This window comes from Ruegeria sp. BI12, from assembly GCF_056537985.1.
The window spans coordinates 56,120-79,519 of the sequence record NZ_JBQFSL010000002.1; the positions used below are offsets into that span (position 1 = coordinate 56,120).

Here is a 23,400-nt window from a genome sequence, read left to right on the forward strand (position 1 = left end):
AATATATTCGAGTAGCGTCAGGTTCACACATGCGAACCACATAATAACATTGGACTTCAACATGCTCAGTCACTTTAAGGTTGTCAAAAATGCGCGTATTCAGCTCAGTTGTTTTTGCGATCATTTGCACTCTTGTGGCCACTGCATCAGTTCCAAGAAGTAGCATTGCCCAAACCTGGGACATCGCGTCCCAGCACTCGGTCAGCGGCGTAACGGTGTATGATGCGGATGAGCTGTTAACTTTTGCCGGTCAATTGGCCTTCAATCGGTCTGGGCGCATCACAGCGGTGGAGGTCGCATCAACGATTACTCAGATCTACCGAGAAGACGGTTACTTTTTGGCTGAGGCCTGGCCCGGTCCCGATGGGCAGAGCATAATTGTTGATGAAGGGCGCATTCAAACCATCGAAATTGAAGGCGTAGATACTCGCACGTTCCAAACACTAGAGAAGATTTTTCAGCCCCTCACCACCGCATATCCAATAACTCTCAAACGATTTGAGCGGGCGGTTATGCTAGCCGAGGACATACCCGATTTGGACGTGTCGACCGAACTTGATTACCCGGATCAGGCTGGTGCTCGGCTGAGAGTATTGGGAGAACCTCTGCGCAAACAAGCCGGTAGTGCGACACTAGACAACCCTCCGCGTGAGCTTGGGGAAGCGCTCAGTTTCTATGTCGTACAAGAGTTTTATTCGACACTGACCGTTGGGGATCTGCTGCGATTTGAGGGTTCAGGCAATTACAATTGGGACAAAGACGATGAACACTCTTTATGGGGCGCTCTTACCTATCGCACCCCGCTGAACAGTAATGGTCTGTACGGTGAGATCTTCTACGGGAACATAAACGCAAAACGTGACCTCTCAGGAAATTTTGCTAGAACAGATATTGACGGCGAAAACTTCACCGTCGCGATGGGTTACCCCGTAATCCGAGATGTAGCCCGATATGGATACTTTCTGCTGGATTATCGCCTTTCAAAAGCGGACTCAGTCAGTGGCGGCGTTCCATTATCCAGTGACGCGAGTGTCGTTGGCCTTACTTATCTTTACGGGCAAAACTATCCAAAGGGACAAGCTCTGGAAGCGGGGCTAACCTTATCTTTTGGCGATAATGACAATGAAACGACAGACGCGAATTTTGACGACGGGGACTCTTCGTTCTGGCATCTACGAGGCGGCATCGGATACGAAAGCCCACTAACGGGCTTGTCGCCCAACACAGCTTGGCGCACCGAGATCTGGGGGCAGTACACAACAGACCGGCTGCCCTCTGTCGAAGAGTACTTCCTTGGTGATCGCTACGCTTTGCGCGGATATCGTTTTGACGAAGTGGATGGTGATTCCGGGATTTCCGCGATTTTCGAAGTGTCTCATTCCTACTTCCCCAGTTCCCAGAGCATCCATCGCTTAACACCCTTTGCCTTTTTCGACGTGGGTTACATCTCGAACAATGACCCTGCGAGTTTTGAAGTTGACAATGCTACACTGGCATCGACAGGTCTCGGGTTGGACATTGAGTTTAAGCAAAATCTATTCCTGTCCGGATATGTCGGTGTCCCTTTGAGAGACGGCCCTTTGACCGACTCTGGCGATCCTGGCGCGTATCTTGCTCTGACAACAAGTTGGTGAGGATGTTATGAAACTGAACCGAATTGCTGTACTTACCGCAACTTGTCTAATTGCAGAACTGGCCGCTACTCAGGTCTTTGCCCGCGGAAATCACTACGGGTGGTGCCGAGGCGTAGGGAACCCACACCAGTCGAGCCAAGGATGCGGGCAGGCTGGTGGGCAAGGGGCAGGTAATCAAGTTACTGGCCCAACTCAGCCGGTGGCAAATCAGTTGCCGCCTAAGGGAACGCAGCAAACGCCCACGTCCGTTACTGTTCCAGTCCTTGCGCCGGGCGCGGTCCCGAACGCAATTCCCGGTCAGGTTCCTATTGCGACACCAATAGCGGTTCCTGGTCAGGTTCCCACGCCGGTAGTAGCGCCGACCCTAACTCCGCCTCTGGCACCAAACGCGACACCAAACCGGGTTCCGACAGCTGTTCCAAATCAGGTTCCGCCATTGGCTACTGGTCCCACCGCGGTGCCCCCGCAAGTTCCGACTGCAACTCCCAATCAAGTTCCGGTCGCTACCCCTGGCCAGGTTCCGCCTCAACCCACCGGCCCAACAGCGGTGCCGCCACTTGTGCCCACCGCAACACCAAACCAAATACCAGTCGCAGTTCCTGGTCAGGTCCCACCTCAGCCCACTGGACAAACTGCTGTGCCACCGCTCGTCCCGACTGCAACACCAAACCAGATTCCGGTCGCAGTGCCCGGCCGTGTTCCGCAACCCAGCGGTACTACGGCGACACCACCGCTTGTCCCAACCGCAACCCCCAATCAGGTTCCCACGGCGGTTCCTGGTCAGGTTCCACAGTTGACACCAAAACCTACGGCAACTCACGTGGCAGTCCCAGGACATCCGAAACCACAAGGCGTCGTGACAATCATGCGCCCTAAGCCGAGGCCGACAACCGGTACTGTCCAGCAACCTGGCACAACACAAGTGACCCACCATTTAACCCACCAAAGCAATGCGAAGAAACACGATCACGTCGCAGCAACACCTGGACGACATGACCCGCACGACCTACCGAGATTCCGCGACGCGGCAGCCAAGGAAGACTGGGAATGCGTAGCCAGCGGATTTGGACAGCGCCGGTATGATGCTGGACGAGGCGTGTTGCTGAACAACGGAGCGTTGCGGCACCTCGGAAACGTGGACGCAATGGCACGGGATGTACCTGCTCGGCATCCAAAACACTCTGGCTGCATTATTTCGGTCAAACGAAAGCAGCAGTAGCGCCAGGCACATCTTGAAGCCTTAGAGGAATTCTTCCGAGTGGGAAGCTGGTATCCAACCAAGGTTAAGTTGACGAATAGACATCAACCGAAGGTGTCATCTCTCAGAAGGTTAATGAGGCATACAATATGCTTTTCTGAGTGCTGTTTGGGCATCCGGCTCGGATCATCGGGTGCCCAAAAAACCGACTAGGAATTTCGCAACAAAGCGAAACCTCTACGAGAAGGAGTCCTCCATGAGTGCCAGATTAGTCCTTCTGCTTGCTGCTGTCGGCCTCGTGCCAATTGCGTTATCATATGGCCTGATGCCGGGTAGTTCGATCCCAGTTTTACTGGGATTTCCAGTGGAAGGAACGAACCAAACCCACGTGTTCCGAGCGATTATGGGTCTTTACCTGGCAAACGCGTTGTTTTGGTTGGCGGCTGCTTCGAAACCAGAATTACAACGCCCTGCGCTTTGGGTTCTGTTTTTGTTTATGTCGGGACTGGCTGTTGGACGCATGCTAAGCATTCTTATCGATGGAGTTCCAAACGGGTTGCTTCTATTTTACCTTGCGGCCGAGATAGCTTTTGCAGCTCTGGCGGCGGTTTCCCTGAGAAAAGTACAATGAAACAGGAAGTGTTAAAGTGCTGAGGTTTTTCTTTGTTCTCTCGATCATTACAACTGCGTCGGTTTCGACATCCGGTCTGGCTCAATCGTCATCTGTCCAGACTGCGGTGGACAAAAACTTTTTAGAGCTTGAGACTGCCGTTGTCGAAGCGGGAGCTACTCCAATCGCATCGATAGATCACGCGCGCTTGGCCAAAGCTGAAGGCGTAGTAATGCCAGCATCACGTGTACTCATTTTCTCTGATCCAGAGGTAAACACGCCCATTCTGGAAGAGAACATACGAGCAGGTTTGGACCTTCCTTTTCGCGCTCTTTCCTTCGATCAGGATGATCGCCCGCAGATCGCCTATACAGACTCTCAGTTTCTCAAAGTGCGGCATGGTCTGAATGACACCCAAGCGTTAAATACATTTGAAAGCAAGCTGCTCGAAGTTCTGAACGGCTTGGATGCAGCACCAGCGCCAATCAGCGGATTGTTTGCCGACTATGGGGTCATCGAACTGCGATCTCAGCTCAGCGTACCAGAGGCAGTCGAACGTCTCAGGACAGCCGTGATGGGGCAGGACGATACTGTCTGGTTTGGGGAAATCGATTTTGCGACCGAAGCGTCCCAACTGGGGGTGGACCTGCCGGAGGCGGTACTTTTACTGTTCGGCGGACCAGCACCCGGTGGCGTAGCTATGGCGGGCTTTCCGGCAATTGGTTTGGATGCCTTTTGCCAAAAACTACTAGTTTACGCGAATGAAGAAGGCGGCTCCGTAGTGATTTTCAATGACATCGCTGCATTGGCGGAATTGCACTACGGTTCTTCAGCCGAACCTCATTACGGTTTGAACAAACGGCTTACCTCAACATTTCGCACTGCAATTGAGTAGCCGCTGGTCGGAAGTCACAATTTTTCTGAATTGCTATATTCCGTATTTAGCTGCCCATTCTGGGCTGGGTACAGACCATCGCTACACTTAACCCCTAACGGCAATTTGCGGGCAATGTTGCCCTGGGCGCGAGTATACACAAGTGTAGGGACGCGCATAACGCTGCATTCCTAACATTGATTTTATTCAGAAAATCTCGGGGTCTTCGCCCATAATTTTGCGCAGCATTTGCGCATAAGTTTGCACGATTTGCCCATAAGTTTGCACGGTTCACTATACACGTTCAAAATTCGATTGTCGTAGCGTAATACGATCAACTTTAACGCATCAAAACTCAATCAAAAGTGCATTCTGACTGGTATAATTCAACCCAAACCGAACACACAACTCAATCGCGAGGTCGCGGCAAATCCCTTTCAATGTAGCGCGGCTTGGTCGGCCTTGAATGTCCACTCACCGTGGCTCAACCAACGGTTCATATTTCCATAGACATTTCGTGCCAAGTCATTCCTCCATGATCAGAGGTTGATGGACGAAGATAGTTGTACCCAAATCTCTGATAAAGCGGAACGTGATGCTCTTTGCACATAAGGTAGATCGCGGATTTACCCATTTTTCTCATGCGGCCGACGAATTCAGTCATCAATGCCCGCGATAGGCCTTTTCCTTGATGCTCCGGATCCACGACGACAGACATAATAACGACATTTGGCGCGTCAGGGTCATGCCCAGCAAGTTCTTTGAATTCCTCGTCAGACATTTCAACGTTGTACGCACATCCGCAATTCACAAAGCCAACAATCTCGCCTTCGATTTCGAGAATGAGGAAACCATCGGGATAGACCTCGATTCTCTTTGCTATCTTTTCGAGGGTAGCCGCTTCGTCGCCTTCATAGGCATCAGTCTCGATCTCAAAGCATCGAATTGCATCATAGGGTTGGGCATTTCGAAATCTGTTCATGCATTTACACTATGAACGATGGGTCAAGTTGTATAGCCGCCGTCGGTCTTGCTCGCACCATTGCTCAATCTGCGCTCGGCGCAGACTCTCTCTGCGCTCACATCTAGCGGCAGCTTTGCGAGCAATGTTGCCCCAGGCGCGAACACATGCTTTTCATTCCACAACAACGCAGCACACCCTTGACCGTAATCACTTGCACATTTAGTCAAGTTTGATCTGCCCGCTGGGACGACCCGGCCAAGCAAGGGCGTTTTTTCAGGACGACCTGGCAAATTAGAGGTCGAACATGGCAACTAAAGCCAAACAAGCCAGGAAACTGATCGAGGGTAGACCTGCCCTAATCGTAATCGACATTCAAAAGAGCACGTTTATTGATGACAGCGAAGTACGCTCCATCGACAACATGCCGGGCTACAAAGAGCGCATGATCGCTGCGCGTGATTTGGTTGATGCCGCACATGATTACGATGTGCCAGTCATTTTCATCCAAGAAGTCCATCGTCCCGATAGGATAGACTTCGGCCGTGAACTGGATGGTGACGAAGACATACACTGTCTCGAAGGTGATCCAAGAACGGAAGTTGCAAAAGATGAGATGGGATATCGCAAAGGTGACTACATCGTACCGAAGCGACGGTATTCTGCATTTTTTGGAACCGATTTCGAAATCCTGCTGCGCGGTTTAAAAGTAGACACACTTTTATTGTGCGGCGGTTTGACGGATGTTTGTGTGCACTACACATTCGTCGATGGCCACCAATCAGACTACTTCTGCCGCGTTGTAGAGGACTGCGTTGGAGGGTCATCTGTCCAAGCCCATGAAGCTGCTCTCAAAGCTATGGAGTATCTACAAACCGGCGCTGTTCAGAGCCGAGAAGCAGTGATCAACGCGATCACCTCGCTCTAAATTGCAATCGAACTGTTATTAGCAGTTGGGGCGCACAATTATTTAGGGTGCACAAACGGGTGGAGATTTTTGTTGCTTGATCGCCTTGGACTTGCCCACTTGAAGCAGAAGATACCGACACTTTCAGTGCAAGCCTTTGAGTGTGCGACGATGGCCCTTCAAAACCTCGCTTGCATCGCAATCCAGCCGTCGGCGCGTATAATGCGAATATGACAAGAGATATTGAATCTAACGCTCAGACAATTGCTGATGCCCTGACCTCTTCCCAGCAGATACCTAAACTGTCTTCAGAGGCAGAACAGCTATCGCTGGATGACGCATATTCGATTGCTAGTTGTGTCCGCGAGATTCTGGGCAAAGAAAGAGTCGGCCGAAAAGTCGGCTTCACGAACCGCACGATTTGGCCTGTTTACGGTGTGGATCAACCCATTTGGGGAGAGGTCCACGCAGATGGGCTGTTTTCGACTGATCAGCCGGTAAACTTGGCAAGTTATTCAGAACCGAGAATCGAGCCAGAAATCGTACTGGGCCTTAAACATGCACCAACAACTGAAATGAACAATGAGCAGTTGGCAGGTTGCGTGGAATGGGTGGCCCCGGGATTTGAAATTGTTCAATCGATTTATCCCAACTGGAAATTCTCGGTCGAAGACTCAATCGCTGCACAAGGATTGCACGGCTGCCTTGTTCTTGGCGACAAAATCGCGGCTACGCATGATGTCTTGACCGGCTTAGCCGAAGTGCCACTAGCATTGTTCAAGGGCGCCGAGGCCATCGAGTCCGGCAAAGGTGAAAACGCGCTTGGAGGCCCAATTGAAGTCCTGGCTCATCTTGTGTCTCTACTCTCACAAGCCGACCAGCTTCAGGCAGGCGAGCTGGTTACAACCGGTACTTTGACAGACGCATGGCCAGTGTCTCCGGGTGAAGAATGGTCAGCTGGTTTTGGTGGCGTGATGGACACCGAGCTATCAGTACGATTTACATGAGGCCTTGGTAGAGTGGTGACGCCGACCGCACCAAAGAAAAGTTACTCTCAATAGCTGACCATGATGGTCTTCCACTGGTTTCATCAAATCTGGGACGCAATTTAACCAGGTCCGGTTTAGGCTCGGTGTCGTCGTTCGCACAGTCGCGGCGAATGTCCGGAAAGCGGACATGCATCGCGACTGAGCGAATGACCGCGTGGAGCCCATACCTGTGTAGTTTGCCCTCCGCAGCGAATGTCAGCTTGTCCGAGCTGTTCTATGCTCGTGTGCTGCTTCCTCGTGCCGTTCCTCAAGAGCCTGACGAATGATCTGGTACGAAGATGACAAGAACAGGCTTGCCATGATAGCAGCAACTATTAGGTCAGGCCAACCTGTTGCCGTGCCCCAGACGCCCAACGCGGCAATCATCACAGCTACGTTACCGATGGCGTCGTTCCGCGAGCATAGCCAGACTGATCGCACGTTGGCGTCTCCATCCTTGTAGCTAACAAGCAAGAATACGCTCGCAAGGTTTGTTGCGAGAGCCAACGCGCCGATGATGCCCATAATTTCGGCCTCTGGAACGCCCACGTAAAAAACACGGTAGACGGTAGACCCAAACACCCACGCACCCATAAAAAAGAGGCTGATCCCCTTTGCCAAGGCGGCATTCGTTCGAGCGCGGATAGACGCGCCGATCACAGCGAGGGAAATGCCGTAGGTCAGTGCGTCACCAAGGAAGTCGAGCGCGTCGGCCTGAAGTGCCTGAGACTTCGCGTAGTGTCCCGCGGTCATCTCGACCACGAACATCGTCGCATTCAACGCGATGACGATCCAAAGCCGACGTTTGTATTCGTTCGACATTCCGTCGAATTTCACCTCGTTGCCGCAGCACCCTGCCATCTCAAAACCTCTTCAGAATCGCGTCAGATCCAATGTAGTGTCTCTAGTGACTAGAGGTTCAAGAGGTTTTTCACATGTTCTCGATTGGCGAGCTTTCGAAGCGGACGAAGGTCAAAGTGCCCACCATCCGCTATTACGAAGAAATGGGTCTACTGGCCGCACCGGAACGGACGGCAGGCAACCAGCGGCGCTACACAAATGAGGGTTTGGAGCGCCTGAGCTTTATACGGCACGCGCGTGATCTCGGCTTCTCCATCGAAGCAATTTCTTCTTTGATTGAGTTACAGAACCATCCGGATCGGTCGTGCGAAGCGGCCACCGAAATCGCAGAAGGTCAGTTGTCCGAAGTACGCGCGAAGATCAAACGCCTCAAAGCTCTCGAATATGAATTGAAGCGTATCGCACAGGGATGTGACGGACGGGGTGTGGCAGAAGACTGTTACGTCCTGGCTTCGCTTGCAGACCATGACCTTTGTGGTCGAGATCACTGACCCACAAAAGCAGACATCTTTTCACTGATTTTGAACGGCCGCTTGGCGGACGAAGCGGACATTGCAAAGTTTGGTGGTCGAGGCCAACTTTGGGCATGGTTTATGGTAAGGTCCTTGCATGTCCTGCGAGGGGGAGTACCATGATCGACGCTGAACAGCGATTGATAGACTACAACATCATTTTACCTGCGCCGCTAAAATTGCCTGTTGGTATGGTGTTGCCATTTCCGTGGATTAACGTTCGGGGCGACCGGGCGTTCGTATCTGGTCATGGACCACAAGAAACAGACGGCACTCCGGCCGGGCCATTTGGAGCAGTCGGAGAAAATGTGTCTGTGGAAGAGGGCTACGCCTCAGCACGCAAAGTCGGGCTTTCTATTCTCGGCAGTCTAAAGCGCGAACTTGGCAGTCTAAACCGAATAACGGGGTGGTGCCGAGTTCATGGGATGATCAATTGCAAATCTGGCTTCAGCGATACGCCTGCGGTTCTCAACGGTTTCACGGATTTGATCATTGACGTCTTTGGAGAAGAGATTGGCCGCCATTCACGTACGGCGGTCGGGGTGGCAGGTCTACCAATCAACTTCCCAATTGAAATCGAAGCAGAGGTTATTGTCTCAACGGCCTAGAATACACGTGGATCCGGAACGACATACTGGTCAAAAAGTAGCAGGAATGTCGCTTCGCCGGGCAGAAGTACTGTATGGAAGAAGGCTTCTGGGTGAGCCAGAAAGGAGACTTCATGATTAAGTTTATGCCTAAGTTTCTGATTGTAACGGCGCTTTGTACGATCCAATACTCTCAAGAAGCACTCGCGCAAAGTCACACCCACGACGCTGAAGTCACACCGTACGCCGGTCTGCAATCCCGGACCATCAAAAGCTTATCAGAGACCGATTTAGAAGAGCTGCGGCGCGGCGGAGGTTGGGGTTTTGCTTTACCTGCGGAGCTGAATGGCAAACCAGGCCCAGCACACTTGCTCGAATTGCAAGATGAACTTGGACTTTCGAAGGATCAGGTGGAAAGAATTGAAGCGATCTATTCAGAAATGCGCAAACAGGCAATCGTCGCAGGCGAGCGGTTTATTGAGGCCGAAGCGGCGTTAAGTGAAGCGTTTGCCGGTGACCAGCTTGACTTAGCCGAGCTAAACAAACTTGTTAAAGCGGCAGAAACGGCCAGGGCCGAATTGCGACTGATTCATCTGTCCCGGCACCTGCAAACAACGCCGCTGTTGAGCGCAGATCAAATCCAGCAATACAACATTCTAAGAGGGTATGCGAACGACCCGTGTTTTAGTGTGCCTGAAGGCCACGACCCAACCATGTGGAAAAAACACAACGGTTGCAGCTGAATCCTTCTGAAATCAGCGCAAACTAATTTTGGACATGGAGCTGGGAAATCTGATTGCCCTTCATCCAATCTCTCAGCTGTGTCGAGCAAACACACTCGTCGTCCCATCCAGACCAACGAGCAAGGTTTCATAGGGCTCTCGTTCGTCTGAAAAATCCATGCCGGGTGATCCCATTGGCATGCCGGGAACTGTCAGGCCGAGGCCTTCAGGATGTTCGGACAAAAGTCGATAGATATCTTCTGCCGGGACATGACCTTCGACAAAATAGTCCCCAACAATTGCAGTGTGGCAACTGGAAAGCACATCTGAGATTTTCATTTGTTCTTTAAGCGACCACAGCTGCTCCTGCTCCACGTCTAGCATATCGGCGCGAAATCCTGCGGAAATCAGGTGATCTACCCATGCGGCACAACAGCCGCAGGTTGGCGTCTTGTAGACTTTGATGAGTGGGGCTTCTTGACCGACGGAAGGAGTGGCTAACACTGCTGCTGTACCCGCTAGTAAAAATTCGCGTCGTTTCATTGGTCTCTTCTCCGCTTCCTCATGGGACACAAAAATATTGTGCCAAGGCCAAACTTTTCAATGTTACCGGACTGAGCATCAAACGGGCAGTTTCGATACAAGATCTGAATCTCAATCCAAGTAACACTGGTCGCCAAACGTTTTGTGAGTTGCGTCGCGTATGGCTCAAGTTCACTCGAGCGTTCGGCAATGGACCTCGCGATCAACGTCGTGGTGAGGTCCATAGCAACCTTCTAAGCCGTGGCCATGCCAATTGCCTTGGTGGTGCCTGCCCGTGCACCCTGACAATGCAATCACTATGACCAAGAATGCCGCTCTTCGCGGGTGCTTGATCCAACAGTTCTGTTCCATGTGCAAACCAACCTAGTAGCAATCCGGCTACCTTTGCTTTGACGCAGGTCAACACCCCATTGAGGCAGCTTCCAAATAGCGGCAGTTAGTCTATCGTGAACAGCTCCTGTCTTTCAGCAACACCGCGCAATCTGTATTGCCCCAGGGAAACAAGACTTGGAATGGAGCCCACCAAGTCGCCCGCCACCTTATCGGAAACCACAATATTCTGATCAAGCGCGCTGCACATGCCTAAAATGCGCGAAGTTGTATTTACCGCTGGGCCGACCACTGTGAAATCCAAGCGAGACCTACCGCCAATATTGCCATAAAGAACATTGCCTGCGTGCAACGAAAGAGTGAAGCCGGTCGTTGGTAAACCGTCCACTTGCCGTCGTTGGTTGAGTTCCTCAAAGGCATCTCGCAACTCCGCTGCCGCGTGAATTGCGACGCGGCGAGCGTCCGGAACTTGATTGATATCGAAGATGGCAAGCATTCCATCTCCCATGAATTTCAGAACGTTACCGCCATTGCGTTCGACTACGTCAACAGCTTCCGCGAAGTAGTCGTTTAGCAATTCTATGATTGAGTCCCCCGGAAGCGCCTCTGACAATTTGGTAAATCCTTGCAGGTCAAAATACCAAATCACCGCTGAAATAGTTTCCGATGAACCTCGGGTGATGTCCCCGGAAAGAACGCGCCTACTGGCGTCTTTGCCCAGATATGCGGCTGTAATGTCTTCAGCCATCAATCGGTTCGCCCCACATTTCAGCGTCAGGCAAAGTGGAGATATCAGTTGACGCAAACCATCAAGTTGATCGCTTGTGAAGCCCCCGTTCGCGTCGGTTGTCAACGAGATTATGGCACCTTCATAGGCCTGCATTGGATCGACTGGCGTAGTATTGTCCTGAATAAGGAAAAACCGTTTAACAGCGAAGTAGTCAGTTGCACCGCGCTCGCGTAGTTCGTCGAAGATCGGAAAGTTGAGCGCGGGTTCTTCGACTGTCAGATCTTGTCTGATCTCTTCAACGTTGTTTGCCAAAAGATAATAAATTGGGCTTAGAACGTATTCCTCAGGCGCATCCGTTCTTCGGACAAAGTTCTCTCGCTCATGACCGCCATCCCTGTGCCAGCGAAAAGCGACAGTCCCAATCTCGGGATGATGAGCGCGAACAGTGATGTTTGCTCTTTGAAGCGGAATTCCTGCCGAAACAAGACGGTTGCAGAATGCTTCAAGCCAGAGCTCCACAGGCGCATTCTCTAAGCCCTGTTGAACCAGCCAATCTGCTATGTCCTGGATGGCGGCAGTCAGTTCCCAGTTTTGGACTAAAGGAGCTGCCATGATGTCCTCTTAATGAGCTATCTGAACAGTTGGCTCTTAGTCTAATTCACTTCAAGGACACATCAAATTCAATTCTCCCACTGCGCTTGCAGCCCTAAGGTATATGCTGATCTTGTAGCGTATTGCACGCGCGACACTTGGGCAATGGTCGCAATTCATCAGGAATTGCTGGCGATGTGAGCTGTGGCGCATACCGCAAGACTTTTGCGACTGAGCTCTGCGGGGTATCTGTGTGATCTGTCGGCGTTGAGGCAACCGAAATACTCAATCTTGCCACTCCAACCGATACAAGACGTGGTGACCGCGTAGACCTTTCAGAAGTCTGGGTTCAATTTCAGAAAATGAGAAATCGGTTCGTCCTCCGACCATGGCGCGAGTCGCATCTGAAACGAGTATCGCGCCTGCCGCACCAACCGTGGTTATGCGTGACGCTTTGTTGACGACAGTGCCAAAAAAATCCCCGCGAGATTGCACGACTTCACCAGTGTGAATCCCAATCCGCACACCGAAAGACGGCTCCTCGGAAACCGATGCAATGGCCTTCTGAATCTTGACAGCGGCCGTTAGCGCTTCCTTCGCGGACGGAAAGACGGACAACGTTCCGTCTCCAAGGGATTTCACGAACTGGCCATGATGCATTTCAATGATCGCCGCCAAGACTTGGAAGTGGTTCTCGATCAGCACCGACCAACGCTGATCGCCCACCGCCTCCGCCAACGTTGTACTGCCCTCCACATCAGTGAAAAGTACTGAAGCCAAACCTTCGGTTTGGTTCAACTCGGGTCCATCTTCGCGTGCAGCATCAACCAGTTTTTGGATGGCCAGCTGCTCTTTACCCACGAGTTCAATATTTGGGGTTGGCACTGAAGCGTGGCGATTGATGATCTTCCAGGCTGCTCCCTCCAGGACAAAAATCAGAACGGTGCGGTAGAAGACGGCTTCATCAAAGCCGACAAACTGAATCTTGTGGACGAAGGATGACCATCCCGTTTCTCCGTTTTCGAAGGCCTCAGCTTCAACTTCGTCGAAAACGACGGGAGCAGGGATCTCCGCGAAAAAGCCGCTAACCCCATCGCGAACGGCTTGCCCGCTCCAAAACTCTCCTTCGCCTGTCCCAACGAACCGTAGTTCATCTGCTTTCGACAGAAAATCCTGCAACTCGTCAGTATTCTTCTTGGTTCTGAGTATTTCATACCAACGCCTCGAAACTGCCAGCAGTTCAGGTGAGGAACGTATCATCACAAATTACTCGAGACGCTAAATGGAATGAGACTTACAAAGTCTTGCAACCGGTATCTCCATTTTTCGAAAGATGCAGGCCAATGCTGCCGCTGGGGTTTGGTCAGATCAAGACTTTTGTATTTCTCCAGAATGGAGCGCTTCAGACGCAGATCAAAAGACGCGCGTCGGTTCAGAGCGAACTATCGACAGAGTTTCTGAGTTCGAGTCTGGATCACAGGGTATCGAATCGATTCGCTGTCTGAGAGCTACTCGACGCTGTACTGACCCGCAAAATAAGATGCATCAGTGTATCGGGCACACGCTAAGCTAGAAGGTTCCCAGAACTACGCGGTGAATTTCTAAGTGCAGCACGCTCTGTCTTGACATGGTTATGCGAACTGGTTCAGCTTGCGGACATGACGTTCACACGCATCCACTGCCATCGAATATCGGCCTAAGGTCGATAACCCACGCAAAATCCGTGGGAGGCAGCATTGGTATGCGGGCGAGGCTTATATCCTTGTAATTGCTCCAGATTAGAGTGCACGAGTCGGTTCGATTCCGACGCCTCCTACCATTCTCAGGAGGAGTCCGACATGGCGGACGACGTGAAGAACACAATTGATTTCAACGATATCAATCAATCGGTCGAGGAGAACCTCGACAGCACACCCGAAGGCTGGTCCGGCTTGCCAGGTCTCGAGAGTGGTCTTCCATCTCAACAAGACCAAGTTCTGGAGAATGTGAATGATGGATGATGTCGAAAAGAGCTGGAAGGAATTTCGGGAAAAGGTCCGAGGTGTGATCGAGAACCATGGAGCGCCAGATGATCTCCGCTCATTTGACGCCTGGTACGCCGAAGAGATGCGTTTGGTGATGGCGCACAACTACCCAGCTCCGCACGTCTCTGACGTCACATGGTCGACCGAGGTTCTGCATGTCGAGTGTGATGACCGCGAAGTGGTCGACCGTATGATGACTGCTATGGCGGAGGTTTCACATGATCTCAAAGAGGCGCGGGCCGGGAGGTCAGTGATGAGCAGTGTTGTCGACTGGAACGATATTCATGGAAGCGTCTTCAAGCAGCTTGGTGAGTATCGTGCCGGGTGGGCGGAGCAGCTTACGCTTGCACTTGAGAAAGTGAAGAGGTTGATCGACGAGCAGCCCGACCTGTTTGGTGATGAACACCCGTCCATCGTTCAGATCAAACAGAAATGGGGAGGCTTGCGCGTCTATGAGGGCCCGGACTGCAGCCAGGCTGCGAGTGAAGAGATTCAATGGCGAGTCGATCAGATTGAGCAAACCTGTGAAGGTTGTTCTAATTCTGCCCAACGCCAGAACTTCCTTGGGTTTGTGACGACGCTTTGCAGCTGGTGCTACAATGATGCTCTGCGGCGGCGATTTGAGGGCGCTGAAGAATCCTGGCCCGACAGCCTGAGGCTGGACATTGTGGAAAACTATCCAGACCTCGTTTCTCCGGATTGCGCATCTCTTGTTCCTGCTGTCGGAAAGGGCTGGCTCGTCATGATTTCGCAAGCACTCCACAAGCTTTCCTCCAGTCGGGATTTCAGGGCACTGGACCCTGGAACTATTCAGATCTCGGAAATTAGGAAAGGCCGGGATGGCAAGATTTCCATCGGTTTCAGTCGATACCACGATCTCATTCAGGAGTACGCTGACTGGATGGAATTTCGATGCGGTGTGACGTGTGAAGAGTGTGGCCACGTTGGTGACATCGTTCGGACAGCCGACAGGTCTCAAGTGCTCTGTTCTCACTGTTACTGTACTCGGGAGAAGTCTGATGGGTGATGACGACGACGTTGAGCTGGATGAACAAACCTTGCGTTTGCTTAGGCTTCGGGAGGCTGAAATTGCGGCCGGTCGAGCAAAACTTACCAAGCCGATTACCTCGGATGAGATCCGGTCGCGAAAGGTGCCTGATCCGAAGGGTAAGCCAGATGAGTGACGAGACTTCAAAAGAGGAAATCCCAATTTTCGTAATCTGCGAGACTTTGGTGAACGGCCAACTTCGAGCGATTGAAGGAAAAGAAATCACTGTAAAACCAAACAAGATCTTAGCCTTGGCGATCAGTGTCGAGGATGTTGAGTGATGACAGATGATTTTTCAGAAGAAGAGATCTTCGGGCGCCCGTTACAGGATGTTCCTCTGGATGCCTTGATCGCAGAGTTGCAAGCTCGTCGCAGAGAGGGTCCGGAGGTCTGGCTTGCATTGCGCAAAATGATTCTCGAGCAAATCGCCGATTTTGCACAGCATCCGGCCGATGCGCCCAAATGGCGGGATGAATGGGTCAAAGAGAACACCTGGGATCTAGTGACTGAAGACCATGATGTCGAGATCACTGATGGTAGCGGCAACGTGTTCGACGACCTCGGGATCGAAGACCCAAGGAAGAAGACTTGGTGATGGGGGCCGAGCATTTCAGCTTGATCTTATCCGCCGTGATCATTGTCGCTTTGACGTTCTACGTCAGACACATCGTTCACACTGCTGGAAAAGATCGCGAAGTCGATCCAGAGCGAGTGAAGAAGATCATGCGAGATCTGGACTACAGCCACCTGGACCGGGTGATGAACCTGCGAAGGAAGGGCTAGCGGGATGTTGAAGGTGGTTGTTTACGTCGGTGATCAAGAAGTCGCTCGAGCTGTAGCTGAGAACGATTCAGAGCTCTCGGACGTGTCTGATTACAATATTCGAATGAGCGAACGGGCCGCTGAACAGCTGGGCATTCAGGAAAAAGGCCTTGGCGGCCGGATTAAAGGCCACCCTCGAAATCAGACGGCCTGGGCGCTCGTCCGCAAGATCGCAGACCTTTGGCTTGCGGGGACTGGCGCGGGCGAAGAAGGCGTTGAGGCAGAGCTGCCGCCAATGATCCGCAAGTCTGTCCGCGAACTAGATGAGAGGGTCGAAAAGGAATCGAACCAGAGCGAAGATTGGAATGCTGTGATCAAGCAGATTTCTGATGACGAACCGTATTCCCTGGGCTTCTACGCTGAAAAATTTGAGTCATGGACAGCGGACGAGATTGAAGCTCTTCGATGTGATGTGGTTGAGACAGCAACAGAGGAGGAACTAATGGCCGAGGTCGAATGCCGGCGAAGAGCTGGTCTACTGCCCAAGGAGGCCTCGAATGATGGCTTCTCAGATCTGGTTGATGATCTCTGGGGCAAACTCGATACAGACCCAGACCGCTAGTACAGCTTACCTGCCGCCATTACCCAAAGTTTAACATAAGAAGTCTATGGCGACTGTCGTTGTAGTAGTGCGCGCTTCTTCTAAGCGCCTCTCCTGCTAGGAACCAAAGCGTCCCGGATAAGTATTTCCCCAACACTGCTCTGCGGAACCATGTACTACCAGTCTTTACGATAAGCATGGTTGACCGCAACCAGCCCAAACCGGACATTCGCAACAAGACTTTGCAATTTCCGAGATCAGGACAAAGCGGTCGATGATGAGAAGCCTAGAGTTTTTAAATTCCAGTACCGAAAATCGAAGGGCGCACGGCATCCTCTTACCTTCGAACAATAAAGTTTTGGCGATGAACAACGTACACTGCTCAAATTGAATTCAAAAAACGCTCTATTTCCACTAGGGCTTTAGGCCAGGCAGGATCATACTCTGGCATCGTATTGTTTGCTGTCTCAAGGCCAATAAAGCGCGCCTTCTGGATGCCGGAGGCGAAAATCCTACCTTGTTCAACACTGTGCATCCTGTCTCGATTAGCGTGCATAACCAGAGCCGGACAGGTGATCCGCAGAAGTAGATCGGTTACGTCGACCCCTGCGACCAGTGGTCCAATCTTGAGCCAATCCTGATGGTCCATTGCCACTTTCATAAATTCTGCATAAGTGCGCTGGTCATGCGGACTTGCGGTTGGAGCAAATGATTGCGCCATCAAGTCTCTTGCAGAAGGGTATTCATCGTTCCAGCCTTCAAGACTCATATCCATCATTGCTTGCCCAAGCGCGGCAATTCCGGGCTGTGAACGCACCGCGAGTCCTTGTGCAAATCCACCGAGTAGAACCAACCCCGAAACACGGTCAGGATTACTTGCGGCAAAAGCCGCGGCAATGGTTGCCCCAAAAGAAATGCCAAACAGTGGAACTTTTTCGATCCCGGCTGCGTCCAGTACGGCCTCAACATCTTCGACGATCCGATTCAAAGACACATCCTGCACGCCCCTCTGGGACAAGCCATTGTTTCTACCATCAAACCGATAAAGGCAGTGATTTTCAGAAAGCAGCGGCAACCACCCGGCGATGGTGTTCATCGTCCAATCGTATTCCAGATGCCTAAGCCAGTTTGGTGTGACCAGTAACTTTCTACCACTTCCAGTGGATGTCCAGGCAAGCGTTGTACCGTCTTTTGATTTTGCAAAGCGGACGTCTTGAGAGCTAGCCAGCAGCTTGTTCTTTGCGCGTCTTTTGTCACCATCTAAATCAATAGAGTAGGCTTCAACTGGATTTGGAATTCCCTTCAACCGTATCGAGCTTTCTGGTCGCAAAGCAACCGCCAGCGAAGTTCCCGCAACTTCAGCAGCTGTCTTGCTGACGAGACAACTTCCAATATGCGCGCTGGACTGAAGGCGCGACGCAACATTCACGGCCTCTCCGAACAAGTCTGAGCCATTTGGCATTACGTCGCCAACGTGGAGACCTCCTCGAAGTGTTACGTCTTCATCTCTCATCTGATTGAAAATCTGGCTGGCAGCATTAATTGCGTCTGTGGCTGCAACAAACTCAACCAAAGCACCATCTCCCATCAGCTTGAATATTCGTCCTTTGTTTTCATGGACCAACGGTCTGATCACATCGTCCAAAATGCGTTGTAGAGTGTTCAGCGTGGTCTCAGCATCCTCTGACATGCGCTTGGTATAATCGACGACATCGAGGCTTAGGATCGCAGCAATTTTCCGCTTCATCAGTCGATGTGATCCTTTTAGCTAAACCAATTCCTCTGAACCAAAATTAACAGACGAATAGATTTTTGTGACCAAAACTTGTGCCTGGGCATTTTGCTAAGCCTGCAAGTTCCCAAACTTGCGCTGAAACACAAAGCCGAGCAAAACGTCTTACTGGCTGGCGAAACCTAGAATTAAGGTGAATGATTAACGCATTTCACGTCGCTAACGAAGGTTCACTTCGAAATATCCAATCTAATGGTATCAGTCCGTAGTTCTTCTCATCTGTGAACGATGGCAGCCCGAAGCGGAACTTCGACTCCGAGCTTTGCAAAATCTAACAAGCGGACGGCAGCTACCATTAGTGTGAATGGCTTGAAGGTATCGAGCATTCGCCACGGCGACAATTTAAGAAAAAAATGACTGCGAGAAACAAGGTGGCTGAAACTGCTCTCAGACAGAAAACAGGCGTCCCCGCACACTTTCGCGCAATTCGAGCTTAGTCCAAGGTGTTTCCGGTGATGAAGGTGTACGAGCTTTCGACCAAATCGATGACGACATCCAACTCTTCTGGTGTGGTCGGTGTGTATATCATGACAAAGCCACTCCACCCAGGACGTTGCTTGGCCCAAGGGTGTGCAACGGCCCAACCAGCCTCAATTGCCCGTCGCGCCATTGCGGGGTGCAGCGAAGCGTGCAAGCTGCCATCAGGATGCATATGCGCAAATTCAAACCCACCGACGATAGAGCTCGGTTGAGACAACAACATGTCGGGATCAAGCTGAAAACCAATTGTCCCAGGAAGCGATATGCGTGTCGGGCCAAGCGCGACCCCTGGGAATTGCGCAACACGCTCCAGCAATAGCTGGGCTAACTCGGCATCAATTTCGACACCGATCTGAGTATGCGGTACGCCGCTTGTCGTTGCAGGACGGGGTGAGGTACGCTCCGGCAAGTAGGGCTCTTGTGCGAATGCCAACGGGCAGGTCAATGTAACTGCTGTTGTAGCGACTGCCAGTAGTCTAAAGAACACATTCATTTTGTTGCCAGCCCGTCAAAAGTTTAGAATGAGCGCTCAGCGCAGTATCAGCGCCCTTGCACACATTACTCAGCCTTTAATGCTTCGATATTGATCAAAAGCTCTATTTCGTCGCTCACCGCTGGCGCAAATGCCCCAAGTCCGAATTCAGACCGCGCGATAGTCGCCGTGGCAGCCAGCCCCAAGGTCGGCGTACCCTCCTTTTCGCCAAAAGGGTATGGCGCTGACTTGTTAAGCGTTGTTTCCAGAACAACAGGTTTGGTGACGCCATTCATGGTCAGGTCGCCAGAAATATCCGCGGTGTTTTCCCCGGTCACTTCAATGCTGGTTGAGGCGAATGTGACCACGTCACCGTCACTCGCGCTGAAAAAGTCATCGGACATGAAGTGTTGCAAACGGGCATCCCAGCCCGTGATCATGGATTTTACAGGCATAGACACTGTGACAGATGACGCAGACGGATCATCTTCGTTGAACTCTATCTCGCCACTAAAACCTGAGAACATTCCAAATGTTTCTGAGAACCCGATGTGGTCGTAGCTGAACAATACCTGGCTGTGTCCAGGATCCAGCTCGTAGGTGCCACTCTCGGACAATGCGGTTGTCGCGCCCATCGATAAGAGTACCGCCAGCGGGGTTGCTGCCACATTGAACATTGATACGCTCCCATTTTGACAAGACTTGTTTGCGGAATTGAGTATTGAGCTTTAGTTTTTAGCTGATCATATTAATAGAACAAAATGTTCTATAGCGCAACAAAGTGTTCTACAGGAGGGGCGATTGAAAGAAGATCCCAGGCTGATCGCCACACGGCAGGCCGCGCTTGATGCGGCGCAAAGGATACTGAGGGATGAGGGCGTACTGCACGTAACTCATGGCGCGGTTTCAAAGGCAACGGGTATTTCGCGGAGCACACTTTACAGGCACTGGCCAGATGCGCGCAGTCTGCGTGATGCAGCATTCAGGCGCGTCGCAACACCGCCGAACATACCGCCCAAAACCGATGGCCCGCTGCGATCTGACCTGCGCTGTTTACTCGGCGTACTGATGGGAGCCTTGAATGACACACCATGGGGCCAAATCGCGCCTCAGGTGGCCGCTGCTGCGTCCACCGACGAAGAAGCGCGGTTGGTGATCACTGAATTCATGAAAGACAGGTTCGCAAGTGTTGAAGCAGTGTTTGCAGCCGCAATAGACCGCGGTGAGATCGCCGCGGATGTTCCGGTTGAACAGCTTATAGAACTAGCAGTCGCTGCCCCTTATTTTCGCAAGCTCATACGTCACGAGGCCCTGGACGAAGACTGGTTGGATCAACATGTTGATCTGCTTTGCAGTATCGCGAAAACCAATTCGGGACAGTAACCTTCACCTGACTTAGAAATCAACGCGACCTGCAACTGGCGCGAGATTTCGACAGAACAACAAGTTATGATCAATAGCCTGTCCAGCTAGTTCCCAATAGCGGTTGCTCCAAAAGGTCTCGGCAAAGACTCGCAATGATCGTTCTTCGAATTTTGCAAAGTCCGCGTTCTGCGCATTTCTGTAATTCGGGCAACGCGCGGCATCGGCCAAAGTGGGCTCGATGCGGCCATTCTCCGCGGCTTGCATGTTTGGCAGGTCCAGCCCAATCCGGACACTTAATCCAAGACTTTGCAATTCCGACTTGCGGACAAAACTGACCTTGGCGTCTACACCTTCGCTGACGCAGGATCCACCGCACTGGCAGCAACAGCTCTTCCCTTCAACAGGGAAAATCGCCAAAGCGGCCGTTCCACAACGGGCTTTGGAGCTCCTTGATCGCTCTTTGACCAGACGGCGCTCTGGCATGGAAACGAAGGGGCTTGGCTCAGCGCATAACCAAAGCTAGAGAATAGGCGTCAGGATCATGAAATTGGGCTTCTTCGCGCAAGTAGGGCGAAGACAGGCAACATTGTTACGATCCAGACCACGCTATAAATTGCGGATGGTATGGCATATTCGCTTAACCCATTGGTGTTAGGCAACAGCAAAGTGGCAATTGCGATTCCCAAAGCTCCGTTTTGAACGCCGGTCTCAATTGAAATCGTCTTCGCCTCGATGTCTGTGCATCCGAGCATCCCTGAACTCATGATGCCAATAAACGTGAGTGACGCACCTACAACAAAAAGTGCGGGTCCAAGCCTAAGGTAGTTATCCGCGACCACCACCCAGTTTGAAATGATAGCGCCTCCGATGACCATCGCAAAAAGTAGCGTAGAGACCTTGCTAAAGATTGGTTCGACCGCAGCTACAATTCGCGGCGCCAAGGATCGCGCGATCACCCCGGCTAGGATCGGTGAAGCTGTTAAAAAAAACATTGCTAAAGCCGTCGAAGAAATGTCGATAGCGGGCGCAGTTGCCCCCATGAACATCTGCATCGAAAACCCCAGGATGAGCGGTACGGTAACGACACAAGTCAGACTGAAGACTGCTGTAAGAGTAACGGACAAAGCGACATCCCAATTCGAAAGCTTGGTCACGATGTTACTGATCGCCCCGCCCGGACAGGCCGCTAAAATCATGATGCCAACGGCTGCCTCAGCGGAAATCCCAAAGATAAAAGTCACCATCAAAGCGATGCAAGGCAGCAAAATGATCTGGTTGAGAGCGCCGACGCAAAAGGCCCGTGGACGTCGTCCGATGCGTTGAAAGTCAGCCGCTGTGAGTCCGAGGCCAAGGCAGAACATGATGACAACAACTGCGAGCGGCAGCAGCACAGATATGAAAATTTCGCCCATCTACCATGACCTCTATGGCTGCATGCTTCCGCACGCTTTCGGACGATACCGTTCAGAAAACCTGATGACGAGTGTTATCAGTTTGGCGCATTTATCCTCAAGCGCCCAAAGATCGAGGCTGTCTCTATTTATTATACCTATCACAGGGTTGGACGATCTGGCGTGAAAGAGCTTTCCAGTGCTAATCTCACTGTATGGCAAGTGTAACTTACGCATTCGCCCGCGCGATGGCCAACGCCGCCGGGATGACGCTAAACGACGATGGCGCCCTGATTTCGAATGGCGCTGTCGTGCTGCGTCTACCAGAAGCTCAAGACGGCCAATTGGCGGATGATGCGTATTTCGATCTGATCGATTGGATTCGTGCGCAACAAGCGGACGAGGCCGCGTTGGTTGAGGCCTATGCGAACGCGATTGGGACCGATGATCTCGGCGTCCTTGGCCTAGCTGTAAAGACAGCTCCGACCTTGCGGCAATCTTTGCAACGGATCGAGCGTTATTTTCGTCTCGTAACGGACACCGCAGTTTACAGACTTGATGAAACCAGCGATCCGGTCCTTTGGATTTTTGAGGGACAAACATCACATCGCGCTGCCTTGGAGCTGCGCAACGAATGCGCGCTTGCGGCCTTTGCGAGGAACATGCATCGGTTTGTGGGTGATGGGTTGTCGCTCGCATATGTCTCGTTTCAGCATCCATGCAGACAAGAACCAGAACGTTACGCCGAATATTTCGGGTGCCCGGTTCGATTTGGGAGCACCCACAACGCCATTGCTATGCGCCCTGCTATGCTGGAAAGCGAAAATCGTCTTGGCGATCCGGGGTTGTCAGATTTCATGACGAAGCACCTGGATGAGGAGTTCAACTCTCGCGATGACGACACCTCACTGAGCCAAGCAATTGTCCACCGGCTTACACCGGCCCTGAGTAACGGCGCGCCGCAAGCAGCGCATGTCGCACAAGAGATGGGAATGAGCGAGCGCACGCTTTACCGCAGGTTGGCCGAGGAAGGGCTGACCTATCGCGACGTTCTTGGTCAGGCACAAGTTGCACTTGCTCGTGACCTGCTCCGTGACGGTAAGGCTTCCATAGCCGAGATCGCCTTTATGACCGGGTTTTCGGAACAGAGCACGTTCAGCCGCGCCTTCAAGCGCTGGGTTGGCCAGGCTCCGGCACGATTCAGGCAGCAAGCGACCTCCGACTAGGCACACACCTCAAGACCACATGGCAGGTTCGGCCAAAACCTTGGCAGGGCGGGCCGATACCTCAATCGATGTGGTGCATAACTTCTTCTTTGTCAGATCCACCTGGGGCGCCGCCGAGTAAAGCAAACCCATTTGCCCCTCTCAGACAAAG

The 23,400-nt window shown here is 52.0% G+C and carries 27 protein-coding genes and 1 tRNA gene; 19 read left to right on the forward strand and 9 right to left on the reverse strand.

The genetic code is table 11. The features are described 5' to 3' along the window. Positions 1-89 precede the first annotated feature (89 nt). The 4 genes from ACR0AK_RS13565 to ACR0AK_RS13580 all read left to right on the forward strand — a co-directional run bounded on the left by ACR0AK_RS13565 (position 90) and on the right by ACR0AK_RS13580 (position 4,337). Entirely contained in the window at positions 90-1,634 is a 1,545-nt protein-coding gene (locus ACR0AK_RS13565) for a ShlB/FhaC/HecB family hemolysin secretion/activation protein (protein ID WP_170334787.1), read from the forward strand. A gap of 922 nt (positions 1,635-2,556) precedes the next feature. Then, the gene (locus tag ACR0AK_RS13570; protein WP_480793711.1) at positions 2,557-2,853 is read left to right on the forward strand and encodes a hypothetical protein; all 297 of its coding nucleotides are present in this window, start codon (positions 2,557-2,559) and stop codon (positions 2,851-2,853) included. A 235-nt stretch (positions 2,854-3,088) separates the two neighbouring features. Further along, positions 3,089-3,463, forward strand: coding sequence for a DUF4345 domain-containing protein (locus ACR0AK_RS13575; protein WP_480691591.1), 375 nt, complete (start codon positions 3,089-3,091; stop codon positions 3,461-3,463). Between the two features lie 106 nt (positions 3,464-3,569). Further along, a complete protein-coding gene (locus ACR0AK_RS13580; protein WP_480793712.1) occupies positions 3,570-4,337 on the forward strand; it encodes a DUF302 domain-containing protein in 768 nt (255 codons plus the stop codon). Positions 4,338-4,812: 475 nt separating this feature from the next. Here the strand turns inward: ACR0AK_RS13580 and ACR0AK_RS13585 are convergent, their stop codons facing one another. After that, the gene (locus ACR0AK_RS13585) at positions 4,813-5,298 is read right to left on the reverse strand and encodes a GNAT family N-acetyltransferase (protein ID WP_170791783.1); all 486 of its coding nucleotides are present in this window, start codon (positions 5,296-5,298) and stop codon (positions 4,813-4,815) included. 286 nt (positions 5,299-5,584) lie between these two features. Here ACR0AK_RS13585 and ACR0AK_RS13590 point away from each other — a divergent pair, with 286 nt between their 5' ends. Further along, on the forward strand, positions 5,585-6,205 hold the full coding sequence (locus ACR0AK_RS13590) for a cysteine hydrolase family protein (protein ID WP_480793713.1): 621 nt from the start codon (positions 5,585-5,587) through the stop codon (positions 6,203-6,205). A gap of 209 nt (positions 6,206-6,414) precedes the next feature. Further along, positions 6,415-7,191, forward strand: a complete 777-nt coding sequence (locus tag ACR0AK_RS13595) for a 2-keto-4-pentenoate hydratase (protein WP_170791781.1) — start codon at positions 6,415-6,417, stop codon at positions 7,189-7,191. 237 nt (positions 7,192-7,428) lie between these two features. On the opposite strand, the gene ACR0AK_RS13600 is transcribed toward ACR0AK_RS13595, so the two are convergent. Then, the gene (locus tag ACR0AK_RS13600; RefSeq protein ID WP_170734126.1) at positions 7,429-8,073 is read right to left on the reverse strand and encodes a cation efflux transmembrane domain-containing protein; all 645 of its coding nucleotides are present in this window, start codon (positions 8,071-8,073) and stop codon (positions 7,429-7,431) included. A gap of 74 nt (positions 8,074-8,147) precedes the next feature. Between ACR0AK_RS13600 and ACR0AK_RS13605 the strand changes: the two genes are divergently transcribed. The 3 genes from ACR0AK_RS13605 to ACR0AK_RS13615 all read left to right on the forward strand — a co-directional run bounded on the left by ACR0AK_RS13605 (position 8,148) and on the right by ACR0AK_RS13615 (position 9,915). Beyond that, positions 8,148-8,564: a MerR family transcriptional regulator gene (locus ACR0AK_RS13605; RefSeq protein WP_170520077.1), complete on the forward strand. Its 417-nt coding sequence runs from the start codon at positions 8,148-8,150 to the stop codon at positions 8,562-8,564. 140 nt (positions 8,565-8,704) lie between these two features. After that, a complete protein-coding gene (locus tag ACR0AK_RS13610) occupies positions 8,705-9,193 on the forward strand; it encodes a RidA family protein (protein WP_170791780.1) in 489 nt (162 codons plus the stop codon). A 74-nt stretch (positions 9,194-9,267) separates the two neighbouring features. Then, positions 9,268-9,915: a periplasmic heavy metal sensor gene (locus tag ACR0AK_RS13615; protein WP_214648147.1), complete on the forward strand. Its 648-nt coding sequence runs from the start codon at positions 9,268-9,270 to the stop codon at positions 9,913-9,915. A 72-nt stretch (positions 9,916-9,987) separates the two neighbouring features. On the opposite strand, the gene ACR0AK_RS13620 is transcribed toward ACR0AK_RS13615, so the two are convergent. The 3 genes from ACR0AK_RS13620 to ACR0AK_RS13630 all read right to left on the reverse strand — a co-directional run bounded on the left by ACR0AK_RS13620 (position 9,988) and on the right by ACR0AK_RS13630 (position 13,348). After that, complete coding sequence (locus tag ACR0AK_RS13620) at positions 9,988-10,437, reverse strand: DUF411 domain-containing protein (RefSeq protein WP_170791779.1); 450 nt, start codon at positions 10,435-10,437, stop codon at positions 9,988-9,990. 436 nt (positions 10,438-10,873) lie between these two features. Further along, on the reverse strand, positions 10,874-12,109 hold the full coding sequence (locus ACR0AK_RS13625) for an adenylate/guanylate cyclase domain-containing protein (protein WP_480793714.1): 1,236 nt from the start codon (positions 12,107-12,109) through the stop codon (positions 10,874-10,876). A 264-nt stretch (positions 12,110-12,373) separates the two neighbouring features. After that, on the reverse strand, positions 12,374-13,348 hold the full coding sequence (locus ACR0AK_RS13630) for an adenylate/guanylate cyclase domain-containing protein (protein ID WP_480793715.1): 975 nt from the start codon (positions 13,346-13,348) through the stop codon (positions 12,374-12,376). A 465-nt stretch (positions 13,349-13,813) separates the two neighbouring features. Here ACR0AK_RS13630 and ACR0AK_RS13635 point away from each other — a divergent pair. From ACR0AK_RS13635 to ACR0AK_RS13670, 8 genes are all read left to right on the forward strand, one after another. After that, positions 13,814-13,907, forward strand: a tRNA-OTHER gene (locus ACR0AK_RS13635). A 19-nt stretch (positions 13,908-13,926) separates the two neighbouring features. Beyond that, complete coding sequence (locus tag ACR0AK_RS13640; RefSeq protein WP_480793716.1) at positions 13,927-14,088, forward strand: hypothetical protein; 162 nt, start codon at positions 13,927-13,929, stop codon at positions 14,086-14,088. Next, positions 14,078-15,139 carry a hypothetical protein gene (locus ACR0AK_RS13645; protein WP_480793717.1) on the forward strand — a complete coding sequence of 354 codons (1,062 nt, stop codon included), beginning with the start codon at positions 14,078-14,080 and terminating at the stop codon, positions 15,137-15,139. The genes ACR0AK_RS13640 and ACR0AK_RS13645 overlap by 11 nt, the downstream gene beginning before the upstream one ends. Further along, entirely contained in the window at positions 15,132-15,296 is a 165-nt protein-coding gene (locus ACR0AK_RS13650) for a hypothetical protein (RefSeq protein ID WP_170334772.1), read from the forward strand. Before ACR0AK_RS13645 ends, ACR0AK_RS13650 begins: the two co-directional genes overlap by 8 nt. Next, positions 15,289-15,441, forward strand: a complete 153-nt coding sequence (locus ACR0AK_RS13655; protein ID WP_480793718.1) for a hypothetical protein — start codon at positions 15,289-15,291, stop codon at positions 15,439-15,441. The genes ACR0AK_RS13650 and ACR0AK_RS13655 overlap by 8 nt, the downstream gene beginning before the upstream one ends. Continuing rightward, on the forward strand, positions 15,441-15,755 hold the full coding sequence (locus ACR0AK_RS13660; protein WP_480793719.1) for a hypothetical protein: 315 nt from the start codon (positions 15,441-15,443) through the stop codon (positions 15,753-15,755). The genes ACR0AK_RS13655 and ACR0AK_RS13660 overlap by 1 nt, the downstream gene beginning before the upstream one ends. Continuing rightward, the gene (locus ACR0AK_RS13665) at positions 15,755-15,943 is read left to right on the forward strand and encodes a hypothetical protein (RefSeq protein ID WP_480793720.1); all 189 of its coding nucleotides are present in this window, start codon (positions 15,755-15,757) and stop codon (positions 15,941-15,943) included. Before ACR0AK_RS13660 ends, ACR0AK_RS13665 begins: the two co-directional genes overlap by 1 nt. Before the next feature lie 4 nt (positions 15,944-15,947). Continuing rightward, positions 15,948-16,544: a hypothetical protein gene (locus ACR0AK_RS13670; protein ID WP_480793721.1), complete on the forward strand. Its 597-nt coding sequence runs from the start codon at positions 15,948-15,950 to the stop codon at positions 16,542-16,544. Between the two features lie 361 nt (positions 16,545-16,905). Here the strand turns inward: ACR0AK_RS13670 and ACR0AK_RS13675 are convergent, their stop codons facing one another. The 3 genes from ACR0AK_RS13675 to ACR0AK_RS13685 form a co-directional block, all read right to left on the reverse strand. After that, positions 16,906-18,270, reverse strand: a complete 1,365-nt coding sequence (locus ACR0AK_RS13675) for an alpha/beta fold hydrolase (protein WP_480793722.1) — start codon at positions 18,268-18,270, stop codon at positions 16,906-16,908. Between the two features lie 478 nt (positions 18,271-18,748). Continuing rightward, positions 18,749-19,288, reverse strand: a complete 540-nt coding sequence (locus ACR0AK_RS13680) for a luciferase domain-containing protein (protein ID WP_170790455.1) — start codon at positions 19,286-19,288, stop codon at positions 18,749-18,751. A gap of 65 nt (positions 19,289-19,353) precedes the next feature. Next, positions 19,354-19,944, reverse strand: coding sequence for a YceI family protein (locus ACR0AK_RS13685; RefSeq protein WP_170790456.1), 591 nt, complete (start codon positions 19,942-19,944; stop codon positions 19,354-19,356). Between the two features lie 124 nt (positions 19,945-20,068). On the opposite strand from ACR0AK_RS13685, the gene ACR0AK_RS13690 reads away from it, so the two are divergent. Continuing rightward, positions 20,069-20,650 carry a TetR/AcrR family transcriptional regulator gene (locus tag ACR0AK_RS13690; RefSeq protein WP_170790457.1) on the forward strand — a complete coding sequence of 194 codons (582 nt, stop codon included), beginning with the start codon at positions 20,069-20,071 and terminating at the stop codon, positions 20,648-20,650. Between the two features lie 521 nt (positions 20,651-21,171). Here ACR0AK_RS13690 and ACR0AK_RS13695 read toward each other — a convergent pair. Further along, the gene (locus ACR0AK_RS13695) at positions 21,172-22,044 is read right to left on the reverse strand and encodes a bile acid:sodium symporter family protein (RefSeq protein WP_170790459.1); all 873 of its coding nucleotides are present in this window, start codon (positions 22,042-22,044) and stop codon (positions 21,172-21,174) included. A gap of 194 nt (positions 22,045-22,238) precedes the next feature. Here ACR0AK_RS13695 and ACR0AK_RS13700 point away from each other — a divergent pair, with 194 nt between their 5' ends. After that, on the forward strand, positions 22,239-23,249 hold the full coding sequence (locus ACR0AK_RS13700; protein ID WP_170790460.1) for an AraC family transcriptional regulator: 1,011 nt from the start codon (positions 22,239-22,241) through the stop codon (positions 23,247-23,249). Positions 23,250-23,400: the final 151 nt, after the last annotated feature.